The sequence below is a fragment of the Pseudoalteromonas arctica A 37-1-2 genome (genome assembly GCF_000238395.3).
GTDB lineage: Bacteria > Pseudomonadota > Gammaproteobacteria > Enterobacterales > Alteromonadaceae > Pseudoalteromonas > Pseudoalteromonas arctica.
The window spans coordinates 119,171-133,108 of sequence record NZ_CP011025.1 but is presented as its reverse complement, the minus strand read 5'-3'; the positions used below and the strand labels follow the sequence as shown (position 1 = coordinate 133,108).

Annotated in this window: 11 protein-coding genes and 4 tRNA genes; 5 read left to right on the top strand and 10 right to left on the bottom strand. The window is 40.1% G+C overall.

The features are described 5' to 3' along the window. Positions 1-28: 28 nt before the first annotated feature. Positions 29-1,225: a dipeptidase gene (locus PARC_RS00630; RefSeq protein WP_010555524.1), complete on the top strand. Its 1,197-nt coding sequence runs from the start codon at positions 29-31 to the stop codon at positions 1,223-1,225. Between the two features lie 379 nt (positions 1,226-1,604). On the opposite strand, the gene tuf is transcribed toward PARC_RS00630, so the two are convergent. From tuf to murB, 8 genes are all read right to left on the bottom strand, one after another. Continuing rightward, positions 1,605-2,789 carry an elongation factor Tu gene (tuf, locus tag PARC_RS00625; RefSeq protein WP_024589451.1) on the bottom strand — a complete coding sequence of 395 codons (1,185 nt, stop codon included), beginning with the start codon at positions 2,787-2,789 and terminating at the stop codon, positions 1,605-1,607. Between the two features lie 128 nt (positions 2,790-2,917). Then, positions 2,918-2,993 (bottom strand) — tRNA-Thr (locus tag PARC_RS00620). 11 nt (positions 2,994-3,004) lie between these two features. Further along, a tRNA-Gly gene (locus PARC_RS00615) sits at positions 3,005-3,079 on the bottom strand. Positions 3,080-3,123: 44 nt separating this feature from the next. Next, positions 3,124-3,214, bottom strand: a tRNA-Tyr gene (locus PARC_RS00610). 40 nt (positions 3,215-3,254) lie between these two features. Beyond that, positions 3,255-3,330 (bottom strand) — tRNA-Thr (locus PARC_RS00605). A gap of 126 nt (positions 3,331-3,456) precedes the next feature. Beyond that, entirely contained in the window at positions 3,457-4,167 is a 711-nt protein-coding gene (locus PARC_RS00600) for a type III pantothenate kinase (protein ID WP_010555453.1), read from the bottom strand. Next, positions 4,164-5,156 (bottom strand): bifunctional biotin--[acetyl-CoA-carboxylase] ligase/biotin operon repressor BirA, encoded by a 993-nt coding sequence (gene birA, locus PARC_RS00595; RefSeq protein WP_007579893.1) that lies wholly within the window; start codon positions 5,154-5,156, stop codon positions 4,164-4,166. Before birA ends, PARC_RS00600 begins: the two co-directional genes overlap by 4 nt. After that, complete coding sequence (gene murB, locus PARC_RS00590) at positions 5,153-6,163, bottom strand: UDP-N-acetylmuramate dehydrogenase (protein WP_010555454.1); 1,011 nt, start codon at positions 6,161-6,163, stop codon at positions 5,153-5,155. Before murB ends, birA begins: the two co-directional genes overlap by 4 nt. 143 nt (positions 6,164-6,306) lie before the next feature. Here murB and PARC_RS00585 point away from each other — a divergent pair, with 143 nt between their 5' ends. Next, the gene (locus tag PARC_RS00585) at positions 6,307-8,148 is read left to right on the top strand and encodes a M1 family metallopeptidase (protein ID WP_010555455.1); all 1,842 of its coding nucleotides are present in this window, start codon (positions 6,307-6,309) and stop codon (positions 8,146-8,148) included. A gap of 58 nt (positions 8,149-8,206) precedes the next feature. On the opposite strand, the gene PARC_RS00580 is transcribed toward PARC_RS00585, so the two are convergent. Then, positions 8,207-8,806: a DUF2057 domain-containing protein gene (locus PARC_RS00580; RefSeq protein WP_010555456.1), complete on the bottom strand. Its 600-nt coding sequence runs from the start codon at positions 8,804-8,806 to the stop codon at positions 8,207-8,209. A 92-nt stretch (positions 8,807-8,898) separates the two neighbouring features. On the opposite strand from PARC_RS00580, the gene PARC_RS00575 reads away from it, so the two are divergent. From PARC_RS00575 to PARC_RS00565, 3 genes are all read left to right on the top strand, one after another. After that, a complete protein-coding gene (locus PARC_RS00575; RefSeq protein WP_010555457.1) occupies positions 8,899-9,267 on the top strand; it encodes a histidine triad nucleotide-binding protein in 369 nt (122 codons plus the stop codon). Between the two features lie 222 nt (positions 9,268-9,489). Then, a complete protein-coding gene (locus PARC_RS00570) occupies positions 9,490-10,146 on the top strand; it encodes a helix-turn-helix transcriptional regulator (protein WP_010555458.1) in 657 nt (218 codons plus the stop codon). A gap of 167 nt (positions 10,147-10,313) precedes the next feature. Further along, positions 10,314-12,470: a response regulator gene (locus PARC_RS00565; RefSeq protein WP_033012880.1), complete on the top strand. Its 2,157-nt coding sequence runs from the start codon at positions 10,314-10,316 to the stop codon at positions 12,468-12,470. Between the two features lie 29 nt (positions 12,471-12,499). Here PARC_RS00565 and PARC_RS00560 read toward each other — a convergent pair whose 3' ends face one another. Then, entirely contained in the window at positions 12,500-13,915 is a 1,416-nt protein-coding gene (locus PARC_RS00560) for a mannose-1-phosphate guanylyltransferase/mannose-6-phosphate isomerase (protein ID WP_010555460.1), read from the bottom strand. Between the last annotated feature and the right edge of the window lie 23 nt (positions 13,916-13,938).

The following is a 13,938-nucleotide window of genomic DNA, read 5'->3' as shown; positions in this document are numbered from 1 at the left end:
AATGGCTTTTTACCCAAAGAGCCAAAACATGATAAAACTCAGCACTCTAGTGGTAGCCATATCACTAGCTTTAACTAGCCAAGCCCAAGCAGAACAAACAATAACAGCATCTGACAAGGCAATTAAACTCGCTAAAGACACCATTTTAATTGATACCCATATCGACGTACCTTATCGAATTCACGAAAGCTGGGTTGATGTAACTAAAGCGACAACTGATGGCGATTTTGACTACCCTCGCGCTGTAAAAGGCGGTTTAAATGCCCCATTTATGTCGATTTATATTCCTGCGCATTTGGAATTTGAAGGTAAAGGAAAAAGCTACCAGCTAGCCAATCAAATGATTGATAGTATGGAAGCCATAGCCCAGCGCGCACCCGATAAGTTTGCTATTGCTAGCTCAAGCACTGATATAGAAGAGCAATTTAAACAAGGTAAGCTTTCTATAGCCATGGGTATGGAAAACGGCTCTCCTATTGAAGGGGATATGAAAAACCTTCAGCACTTTTACGACCGTGGCATTCGCTACATTACGCTAGCGCACTCGCAAAGCAACCATATTTCGGACTCGTCTTACGATATACGCCGTAAATGGAAAGGCTTAAGCCCATTTGGTAAAGAGCTTGTCACTGAAATGAATAATATTGGTATGCTAATCGATGTATCGCATATTTCTGATGATGCGTTTTATCAGGTTATGGATCTATCTAAAACACCCGTAATTGCCTCACATTCATCACTTCGTAAATACACGCCTGGCTTTGAGCGTAATATGAATGACGATATGCTATTGGCACTTAAAGAAAATGGCGGCGTTATTCAAATTAACTTTGGCTCAAGCTTTGTTACCGCTAAAGCAGGCAGTTGGGGCAAGCAGTTAAAAAGCACAAAAGAGTCCGTTAAAAAAGACGGCACTAAATTAAGCAAAGATTTTGATGCTGCATACCGTGCTAAAAACCCATACCCATTTGCAAGCCTTGAGCAGGTGCTTGACCATATTGATCACGTAGTTGAGCTAATTGGTATTGATTATGTAGGTATTGGCTCTGATTATGATGGAGTTGGCGATTCATTACCTATCGGTTTAAAAGATGTATCTAGCTACCCTAATCTTGTTCAAGGTTTAATGGACAGAGATTACAGCGACAAAGACATTAAAAAGATTCTTAGCGGTAATTTATTAAGAGTTTTAAAACAAGCTGAAGAGTATGCTAAAAAGCATTAAAGCTTTTATCATATATTAGTAATTGGCTAAAAGCCCAAGAGCTAACTCAATATAAGCACGGCCTAGCCGTGCTTTTTTTATATCTAAGAGCTCAGTTATTTTCAGCAACCTTTTTCCTCGGGTTTCGTAAAACTCAACCCAAGCTACGGCAACAAAGCTATACCTAGGAGCAAATCACTTTTCTTCAGGCATTAAAAAAGGCCACCTGAGTGACCTTTTTCTAACAATTAACTTTAATGTTAATTATTACGCTACGATAATTGCTACAAAGCACCTACGCCTAAGGTAAGAGCGCCACCTTCATATGACACTTTTCTTCAGGCATTAAAAAAGGCCACCTGAGTGACCTTTTTCTAACAATTAACTTTAACGTTAATTATTACGCTACGATAGTTGCTACAACACCAGCACCTACAGTACGACCACCTTCACGGATAGCAAAACGAAGACCTTCATCCATCGCGATTGGTGCGATTAGAGTTACTGTCATCTTGATGTTATCACCAGGCATTACCATTTCTACGCCATCTGGTAACTGTACGTCACCAGTTACGTCAGTTGTACGGAAGTAGAACTGTGGACGGTAACCTTTGAAGAATGGAGTATGACGACCACCTTCATCTTTCGAAAGTACGTATACTTCTGAAGTGAATGTAGTATGTGGGTTGATTGAACCAGGCTTAGCTAGTACTTGACCACGTTCAACGTCTTCACGCTTAGTACCACGTAGAAGTGCGCCGATGTTTTCGCCAGCACGACCTTCGTCTAGAAGCTTACGGAACATTTCAACACCAGTACAAGTAGAACGAGTTGTATCATTGATACCAACAATTTCTACTTCGTCATTGATGCGGATGATACCAGCTTCAACACGACCAGTTACAACTGTACCACGACCCTGGATTGAGAAAACGTCTTCGATAGGCATGATGAATGGCTTATCGATGTCACGCTCTGGCTCTGGGATGTAAGTATCAAGTGCGTTTGCAAGCTCAACAATCTTATCTTCCCACTCTTTCTCGCCTTCTAACGCTTTAAGCGCAGAACCAGCAATTAGAGGTAAGTCATCACCTGGGAAATCGTATTCTGAAAGAAGTTCACGAACTTCCATTTCTACTAGTTCAAGTAGCTCTTCGTCATCTACCATGTCACATTTGTTCATGAACACGATGATGTAAGGAACGCCAACTTGACGAGAAAGAAGGATGTGCTCACGCGTTTGTGGCATAGGGCCATCAGTCGCAGCAACTACTAAGATCGCGCCGTCCATTTGAGCAGCACCAGTGATCATGTTTTTAACATAATCGGCGTGACCAGGACAATCTACGTGTGCGTAGTGACGTGAAGGAGTATCGTATTCAACGTGAGACGTTGAAATAGTGATACCACGTTCGCGCTCTTCTGGAGCGTTGTCGATTGATGCGAAATCTTTAGCAACACCGCCGTATACTTTTGCAAGTACGTTAGTGATTGCTGCAGTTAGTGTAGTTTTACCGTGGTCAACGTGGCCAATTGTACCAACGTTTACGTGCGGTTTTACGCGTTCAAACTTTTCTTTTGCCATGACGGAACCTATCAGTTTTGTGTATCTAAATTACATATGAAAATAATCCACCAGAGGTAGATTAAGTTAATTTTTTCAAATAGTATTTTCTGACAGATAAAGGAAGTAATCAAGGAGATTCTTAGGACTGGTGCTGATAGGCAGAGTCGAACTGCCGACCTCACCCTTACCAAGGGTGCGCTCTACCAACTGAGCTATATCAGCAACACAAGAACTGGAGCGGGCAGCGGGAATCGAACCCGCATCATCAGCTTGGAAGGCTGAGGTAATAGCCATTATACGATGCCCGCATAAAAATCTGTTCTTAAACTACCTCTAACCGTCAAGAATAAAGTGGTGGAGGGAGCTGGATTTGGATTCGAACCAGCGAAGGCTGAGCCGTCAGATTTACAGTCTGATCCCTTTGGCCGCTCGGGAACCCCTCCACGATAATTCTCTACTAATTCACTTCCGGTAAAAGGAAAGTGGTGCCGACTAACCGAGTCGAACGGTTGACCTACTGATTACAAGTCAGTTGCTCTACCAGCTGAGCTAAGTCGGCACTGCTTTAGTACGGGGCGAGATATTAGAGTAAGGTTTATTGGGATGCAACAATAAAATTAAAAAAAGTGTAAATTTTTAGTTTAAATGCTCAATATTCACGCGAAAACGCGTTTTTTGCACTTTTTTATACTGTTTCGGTTAATTCGTACCAATAATTCAATCCCTTCATTACGAGCAATGAATCAAAAATACTTCCTGCAAATTGCTGCTGTAATAGTGAGCCATAGCCACCAGCAAAAATAATTTGTGTTGCTTGTTCTGTTTTTTGAGCCGTTAAATTCAGCTTAGCTTGCTCAATTGCCCCGATGGTTGCCACTAAGGCACCGTTTTTTAAACCATTTGGCGTGTTTTTACCCAGTTCATTAGTAAACGGTGTTTTACCGTCATCAAAAACACGTTGGGTGTTTTGTGTAAGCGATGAGGTCATTAAATCAAGCCCGGGTAAAATCCAGCCACCCAAATGTAGGCCTTCACTATCAAGCACATCAATTGTTGTCGCAGTACCCGCATCAACAACAATACATGCTTTATTTGGATATAACGTAAAGCCTGCAATAAGCGCAAGCCACCTGTCTATGCCTAAGTTACCCACATGCTCGTAAGCGCATACAAGATCTCCAAGCGTTTTGGTTACCTTGGCTTCAAAGCAAGTAATATTATTGCTAGCCGCTTGCGCAAGAATATCGTTTAGTAAATCACTGCGCCCTACGCACGCATAAATCACTTCGGTTATTTGCAACCAAGGTAGGTTATTTATATCTGCTGGTTGTGCTTGCTCGTTATGCCACAGCACAGCTTTTAGTGATGTATTTCCTACGTCGATCAGTAATCTCATACTTGCGCCTTTCTGAGGGAGACTTCCCCACCGTAATAACTTTTTACTTCACCATCTTGGCGAATTCGTATTCCACCTTGTGGGTCAATACCTTCGCATATTCCACGCCAGCTTCGGTGTCCTGTATTTAGCTCAACATAATCGCCAGCAAACGCATTAAGCGAATTCCATTGCTCATACATATCTTGTAAGCCAGTTTGACGATACTGCACTAAACGCTGCTCTAAATGATAAGTAAGTGACGCCACCAGCTGGTTTTTATCAAGCTTTTGAGTATGTTGATTTAAGTCGGTCCACGCTTGGTCTATATGTTGGCTAAAACTCTCAGGCATTTGTAAATTAATACCTATACCAATCACTAACTGACAAGGTCCTTGCGGTTGCCCATCTAATTCAACCAATACACCTGCAAGTTTTTGTTTATTTATATAAATATCGTTAGGCCATTTAAGCTCTACGTCAATTTGGTATAACGCTTTAATTGCATCATAAACAGCAAGGCCTACCGCAATTGATACACCCATTGCAGCTTGAAGCCCGTCATCTAAACGCCAAAAGTAACTGTAATACAAATTAGCGCCAAATGGGGATTGCCAAACACGGCCGCGTCGGCCACGCCCTGCTTGCTGCATTTCAGCAACAATAACAGTGCCAGACTCAAGCGCTGTTTTAGCCTGTATACGGCGCATAAGCTCGCTGTTGGTCGAATCAATAATAGGGTGTACTTCTACATCGGCAGTATTAGCACCTAGCGCTTTGTAGTGCTGATCAATTTGTGTTTTATTTAAAAGGCCCACCTGACTATTCAAACAGTAGCCTTTGCCAGTCACTTTAAAAATATCCAAGCCCATTTCTTGTAACGTTTTGATATGTTTACTCACCGCAGCTCGGCTAATTCCTAGCTTTTCACCCAAGGCTTGGCCAGATACAAAGCCCCCTTGGTTAAGTGCATTTAAAATAGCGAGTTTGTTTCCATCAGGTGCTTTCATTGCTCAGGCTCCGCGTTAATATGGCATTCGCTGCGCGCATCTATTAAACGCACTTCGTGTTCTAGCATAATGCTGTAACGCGTATAAACCACTTGCTGAATGTGTTTAATCATTTTTATTAGGTCAATACCCTCACTATTTCCGTGATTAACAAGTACTAATGCTTGTTGTTGATGCACTTCGATACCGGCCTCGCGGTGCCCCTTTAAACCACTTTTATCGATTAGCCAACCTGCTGCGACCTTGTGATGGCTTTGTCCATATTCGTAATGAGGTAAATCTGCAAATTCCTTTAATAGCTCAGCTAACTGCTGGTTGGTTATTATTGGGTTTTTAAAAAAGCTACCCGCATTGGCAAGTGTATATGGGTTAGGTAATTTGCTATTACGCGTTTTCATAACCTGATCGAATACTGCTTGCGGAGTAATAATATCTAGCTGCTGCAAAGGGCCATAACTTAATACTGGTTGCCATTTTTTTGGGAGCGCTAAATGCACTTGCGTGATCACCGCTTTATTTTTGAGAGCATTTTTAAATATTGAGTCTCTGTAAGCAAATTCACATTGCTCGTTATTTAGTGAGTGCATCGTTTTAGTGGTTATTTCGAAGTATTCTACCAACTCGACAAATTTAGCTATCTCAACGCCATAAGCACCAATATTTTGTACCGGTGATGCGCCAACAGTGCCCGGTATAAGTGCTAGATTTTCAAGCCCGGGTATATTTTCCTCTAATAAATAACTGACTAGTTGATGCCAGTTTTCGCCTGCAGCAATACTTATTAGTGTGTCGCTCCCACGCTCGGTAATTTTAATGCCTTTTAAGGCTATTTTTATAACCGTACCCATGTAGTCATTTAAAAATACGGTATTACTGCCCTCGCCTAGCAAACAAAACGGTGCACTAAAACTTTGCGTTTTAAGTTGCTCAAGCTGAGTAATTTCAACAAAATTTTGGCATTGGCTGTTTAATGCGAATGTATGTAAGGAGTGTAATGAATGCGCCACAAAGCTCTCTAAAAATACCGGTAACTAATCGCAATAGTTTACCTCATCGTCGCAAATGTGGCACTAGATTGTAAAAATCACTCAACCCACCGTGTCAATCGTGATATAAAACCAGCACTTTTTTATTTGTGTTCAGAGTAATGATGAAAATTAAACCTCTTTTTTTAAGCCTCGCTATGGCGGGTATGTGTTCGCAAGCAATGGCTAATGCGATTGACCAAAACTCGTATGCTAACCTTGATGATGTTGTTACTACTCACTTAAACCTTGATTTAGATGTCGACTTTGCCGACAAGCAGTTAGAAGGTTTTGTGGAGCATACTCTTCAGTGGAACAACAGCAAAAGCAGAACTCTGGTACTTGATACCCGCGACTTAGACATTGATAAAGTAATGTACAAAGATCAAAGTGGTAACTGGAAAAAGGCGACTTTTGATTTAGCTAAGCGAGATGACGTTAAAGGTTCAAAGCTTACTATTAAGTTTAAAAACCAAGCTGAAGTAGTTCGTATTTACTACAACAGTCGTCCAGAAGCATCTGGCCTGCAATGGTTAACACCAGAGCAAACGGCAAGTAAAACGCATCCATTTATGTACAGCCAATCGCAAGCAATTCATGCACGTAGTTGGATCCCAGTGCAAGATACACCCGCAATGCGTGTAACTTACTCTGCACGAATTCATACACCAAAAGATATACGTGCTGTAATGAGTGCCGACAACAAAGATGCGCTTTATAAAGATGGCGACTACATTTTTGATATGCCACAAGCAATTTCACCTTACCTAATTGCTATTGGTGCAGGTAACTTAGAATTTAAAGCAATGTCGCACCAAACGGGCATATTTGCTGAGCCTACAATTTTAGATGCCTCAGTTGCTGAATTTGACGACACCCAAGCCATGATCGACAAAACAAACGCTATGTACGGCGAATATGCATGGGGTCGCTACGACTTATTAATGCTACCGCCAAGTTTTCCGTTTGGTGGCATGGAAAACCCACGCTTATCATTTATAACCCCAACGGTTGTTGCCGGTGATAAAAGCTTAGTTAACCTTATTGCCCATGAGCTTGCTCATTCTTGGTCAGGTAACTTAGTAACTAACGCAACGTGGGAAGATTTATGGTTAAACGAAGGTTTTACCTCGTACGTTGAAAACCGCATTATGGAAGAAGTATTTGGTCGTGACCGTGCGGTTATGGAACAAGCACTTGATTCAGCGTCTTTACGCGCACAAATTAAAACAATTGATGCACCAGATACACGCCTTAATTTAAAACTTAATGGCCGCGACCCAGACGATGCGTTTAGCTCAGTGCCTTACACTAAAGGTCAGTTATTTTTAATCTATCTAGAAAATAAATATGGCCGCGATAAGTTTGACCCGTTCGTAAAAGCGTACTTTAAAGAGTTTTCGTTTAAATCACTTACTACCGCGCAATTTGTTACTTACTTAAAAGCTAACTTAATTGAGAAGTACCCTGATGTTGTAAGTATGGATAAAGTAAACGAATGGATTTTTGAGCCTGGCTTACCAAGTGATGCGCCAAATCCTACGTCTGATGCATTTGATAAAGTAGATACTGCAACAGCAGCATGGTTGAAAGGCGACACAACAGCAACTCAACTACCAACGGCTGATTGGTCTGTGCATGAGTGGCTACACTTTTTAAATAACTTACCACGCGATTTAAGCATAGAGAAAATGAGCGAGCTTGATAGTGAATTTAACCTAACGCAATCAACTAACGCTGAACGTGCGTTTGCTTGGTTTATGCTAGCAGTAGGTAATGGTTATCAACCAATTTATCCTGCGCTTAATAAGCACTTATCAGGTATTGGCCGTCGTAAGTTAATTGTGCCGTTATATAAATCACTTATCACTAACGGTAAAAAAGACTGGGCACAAAGCGTGTACTTAAAAGCACGCCCTGGGTATCACCCTCTTGCGCAAGGTACTATTGACGCATTATTTGAATAAATAGCGTTAACTAGAAACTAAAAAGGGCCAAATTTGGCCCTTTTGTTTTTCTGTTATTTTACTTTGTTACTTTTTCTAAAAAAGCTTTACGCTCTGTAGTTGTGGCTTGTTGCCACCAAAAATCAAGCATTTGCGGCGCACTTGGCATGCCTTTACCTGTAATTGGTGCTATCGGCTTTATTGGCTGACTAGGACGTGAAGGTCCTGCTGGCAATGTATTTTGCATTACCGGTTTATTGCTTGCTAGTTGCGTGTTAGAAATAACACTTAAAGGCTTAGCAACAGCGCTACTTTTTGCTTTTAAACTCACTTGAGGGGCTTCTGCAAACACTTTTGCAGATACTGCATTTTCAGCACGATTAAACACTAAGGTATAATCTTTACCTGCTTCAACAGTTACACTTACCCAAAATGGTTCCGACTCCACAACTTCATGCGTGTCATAATCATCTTCATATAAATCGGTGTACTTTAGCCTAAGCTGATAAGTTCCGGGGGCAAGCTCTACATCATCAATACGACTAAACAAAGAGCTTTCTAGCATTTTATCGCCCACTTGCAGTGGTACAAATTCTTCTGGAAAGTGAATATTCTCAGCATTAGCCGAAAAACTAACTAGTAATGCAACTGCACTACTTATTAAAATTGGTTTAAGCATATTAACTCCTTTATTTGATTTCAGTTTGACACTGCTTTGAAAGTTTGTCATTAGTGAGCTTAAAATTCACAACACTTAATTAGGAACACACTATGAGCCAAGAAACTATTTTTACCAAAATCATTAATCGTGAAATTCCAGCAGATATTATTTACGAAGATGAAAACACTCTCGCATTTAAAGATATAAACCCACAAGCGCCATTTCATGTGTTAATTATCCCAAAAAAAGCAATTGCCACTATAAATGATATAAATCCTGAAAACTCACATTTAGTAGGTAACTTATACGTAGTTGCAGCTAAATTAGCTAAGCAACATAATTTTGCTGAGGACGGATACCGCGTAGTTATGAACTGTAACGAGCATGGAGGGCAAACTGTTTATCACATACATTTACATATGCTTGGCGGTAAAGAAATGGGATGGCCACCTTATCAAAGCATAAAAAAAGTAAATTAATTAAGATTTTTTTGTTACTTTATTCTGCTCAAGTAATTAGTTACAAATATTATGGTTTTTCATGAGCATAAAGTGAGAAATAGTTACTTATTTGCAACATTTTATGTTTAAATAATTGTAAAATCGTATTTGTTATTGAGTACACTATCGACTTTCTAATACTAAAGGTGTGGAAGTCGTGATAAACTCAACCAGCCAGCTTTATAAAAGAGTATAAAAAACATGAGCAGTTCAGCCTTTTTGTTATTAGATCAAGAGCCAATTAACACTATTGGCATAAACGTTTTAGAACCTTTGTTAAAAACGCAAGGCCTTGACGTAACCACAGGTACGAACATTTTAGATATACCTGAAGGGACTCGACTTTTGTTTATTGAAACATCAAGTAAAGATGCATGGGGTAAACTAAAAGAACAACTAGTAAACCTGCGTATTAAATGCGATATCATATTATTCAACCTAGACGAAAACCCAGAGCTTGCTAATCGCGCGCTTTTGAGCGGTATTCGCGGCGTATTTTATACAACCGATAACGCGGATGTATTAATGAAAGGTATACGCCTACTAATGGAAGATCAACTTTGGTATCGTCGCGATATTATGTGTAATGCATTAAATCGTATGTTGCAGTTTAACAAAGACGCGCTGCATAAACTAACCGAAGGCGATATTGAGCCGGTTAAACTTACTAAGCGGGAAAAAGCAATTATCTCATTAATGAGTAATGGCTCTAAAAATAAAGAAATCGCTGAAGAACTTAGCATTAGCCCACATACTGTTAAAACACATTTATACAGCGCATTTAGAAAAACTAAATGTCGTAACCGTATTGAACTCCTATCTTGGGCACAACAAAATATCCCTGATGAAATTCGTTAATCATATATTCAGTTTAAAATTAAAAACAGACACTTAGGTGTCTGTTTTTGTATGTGTTACACACTTATTTAATACCAATTTGCTTGCCTAAGTAATCTGTTTTGAGGATTGGTATAAGTGTATACTTTTGATAACTTTAGTTTAATAACTACTTTGCTGGAATATTAATGCTCGACTCCTTCACTCTTTATTTTGCCAGCATCGCCATCATGATCGTAATGACCTTACTTAACTTTTTGACATGGCGAACAAATAAACAAATATCGGGCACGCTGCTATACATTTTCTATCCCATATTGCTATTAGGCTCTGTTATTGGCTTTACTCTTGTTGGTGATACACATAATTTAGTAATTATCAGCGCTGCCAGTAACATGATGTTTGCCGCATCAATAGTGCACAGCCTTTCACTTAGTCAGTTTTTAAATTATCGCGGTATTGGTTTTAAATTACTCTGCTCAGTGACCGCTTTTTGCACTGTAATGCTTGGCTATTACACCTTTTTTGACCCATCTTTACACGAAAGAGTGATTGCATCCGATATACAACACATAGCAGAAGCTGGTTTTTTACTGTTTATATTTATTAAGTGTGCACGCAAACCCTATCCTAATGGCAGTATTGTATACATAACCATTTTAACGCTTGTTGCTTTAAGCTTTATTGGCCGCTCGTTATTTATGGATAACATTGAACAAAAAAACCTTTTAGTAAACGGCTGGTTTAGCTCATTATTATTTTTAAATGGCGTAATTGCACCCATGTTTTATGCTGCAGGTATGGCGTTATTATGTAATGAGCGCAGAGAGCAGCACCTCAATAAATTAGCCGATAAAGCACAAAAAGATTTAGAAATACGCGGGCTCTTTTTATCAACTATAAGCCACGAAATTCGCACCCCGCTAAACGGTATTTTAGGCAGCGCCCAACTTGTTATGAACCAAACAAGTGATACCCGCAATAAAGCCTATTGCGAAGCGATTATAAATTCTGCCGAATCACTTAACTTATTGGTAGATAAGGTCCTTGATTACGCGAGCCTAGATCAAAGTGACGAAGCGCTTTACGAAGAAGATGTAGAGTTTAAAACATGGCTTAATAATTTATGCTTATTACTCAGTCCTCTCGCCGAGCAAAAGCAACTCAAGTTTGAACTAATATGTAATATTCCTGAGCAAGCATGTTATTACTGCGACCAGCAAAAACTTAGGCAAATAATTATTAATTTAGTGGGTAATGCCATTAAGTTTACAGACCACGGAACCGTTAAAATTCAGGTTGATTTAGTATTAGAAAAGCAACTTGAGCACACTATAAAAATTAGTGTCAAAGATTCAGGGCCAGGTATAGAAAATGACGAGATAGCCTACTTAACAGAACCTTATGTACAAAGTAGTGCAGGCAAAGAGAAAGGCGGAACCGGCCTTGGTTTAGCGATTACCAGTCGCCTGCTTGAAAAGCTCAGTAGCCGACTCGAAATAACCAGCCAGCTTGGTACTGGTAGTGTATTTAGCTTTACCGTTACTTTTACTTTAGGTGAATTAAGCCTTGTAGAGCAGCGCCATCAAACTAAAGATTACTTAACAGGTCTTGATGTATTACTGGTTGAAGATTTAGATTTAAATCAAAAAATTGCTATAGAATTTATGGCCGACGATGAGCACAAAATTAAGCTCGCAAAAGACGGTAAAAGCGCCATAGAGCTCATGCAAGCTCATCACTTTGATGTTGTTTTACTTGATATGAACCTACCTGACTTAACAGGTCAAGAAGTACTTAAACGTCTAAAACGCGTTGATCATAAAAATCAACGAACCCCAGTGCTCGCTTTTACTGCAAGCCTTAGCCCTGACGAAGTGAAGGAGTACTTAGAACTAGGTATAAAAGACATTGTAGGCAAACCTATAAAGCACGAAAAACTTCGACAAGCACTTAGCGACTCTCAATCTAATCAAACTGCGAGCATTGCAGTAGAGCTTATTGATACCTTGTATGACAAAACAGCGGCCGAAACACTCACCAGCTCGTTTAGTGAAGATGAAGTATCGTCGATTTATAATGAGTTTGTGCTTTCGGCGCGTAACAAGCTAATTCGCTGTCAAAAGCTTATTGATCAACAACCAGAGCAATGCATTAAGCTTTTACATCGCCAAGCAAGTACCGCTCTGCAACTTGGTTTTAATCGCTATGGTATTGAGCTTAAAAAAATAGAGCGCCGTTTACTCGATAAAAAGCCACATAACGACATGCTTGATGAAGCGCTAGATCTGTGGCAACGCAGCTTAGAGCAATATTTAAAGTTTGTGCGTGGGCAGTTAGAGTAATAGTGAATTAGCTTTAAAATAGCTAATTATTAGCCTCTTCCATATTTATCATCAAATCGCTCTATATCGCTTTCATCAAGTACAGCACCGGTTTGCACTTCAATAACTATTAACGGCTCTTTTTGATTATTAGCCAAGCTATGAATTTGCTTTGCGGCGATATAACACGATTGGTCGTGCGTTAGCGTATACGCTTGCTCATTAATACATACATTTGCAATACCCGAAACCACAACCCAATGTTCAGCGCGATGCTGATGGCGCTGCGTCGAAAGCTTAGCACCGCTGTTAACAGTAATTTTCTTAACTTTAAAGCCAATGCCTTCAACCAAAGTACGGTAATTCCCCCATGGGCGAAAAACCACTTGATGATGGTTAAGTTTATCAGCCTGTGTTGTAGCAATTTGCTTAAGCAACAAAGGCAAAGAATCTAGCTCATTTTGGTTTGCAATTAACGTGGCATCATGAGTATGAATAATTGCTAAATTGCTTACTCCAAGCGTGGCAATAGTGTGTTCAGCCTCGTTAATAACTAAGTTATTAGTACTTTTTTGAGCCATATAATTAGCGTTTAAACTATTACCGTTTTTATCTTTTTTTGTAAGCGCATCAAGGGATGAAAAACTACCTACATCACTCCATTTTAAATCAACAGGCATAACAACTACGTTATTACTGCGCTCTAAAATGGCGTAATCAATTGAATCGCTTGGGCAGTGCTCAAGCGCACTGTTGCTTGGGCGGGTAAACCCTAAATCTTTGGTAAATTGTGCTGCTGCAGCGACACTCGTTGCTATTTTTGGCGCAAACCGCTCGAGCTCTTTTAAATAGGCTGCGGGGGTAAATAAAAACATGCCGCTATTCCAGCTATAACCACCTTGAGCTAAATAACGGTTCGCTGTTTCTAAGTCAGGCTTTTCTTTAAATTGAGCAACATCGTAACAACCCGTTCCAGCAATAGCCGCGCCTTGTTTTATATAACCATAACCAGTATGCGGCTCTGTAGGAGTAATAGAAAATGTAACTAGCTTTCCTTGCTCAGCAAGTTTTACAGCTTCAGGGAGCTTAGCTGTTAATACATCAAAGTTTTTAATATGATGATCGGCAGGCATCACTAATAGCGGACCGGTAATCCCATTTTGCAGTGCATAGTGGGCGGCTAATGCGATGGCAGGCGCGGTATTTTTACCTTTGGGTTCGAGCAATAATGCACTAGGAGTTGAGCTTGCAGCTTGCTCGGCGGCAATAAATCGGTGCTGTTCGTTACACACTAAAATAGCATTATCAAACAACTCATTAGAAACACGCGCCAACGTACTTTGTAGCAATGACGTGTTTTCATTTAGTAGTGATAAAAATTGTTTAGGCATTGCTTGGCGAGAAAGCGGCCACAAGCGAGAGCCTATGCCACCAGCTAAAATTACAGGAGTGATTAAAGTGTTCATAATGTATATTAGCCGCCAACAAA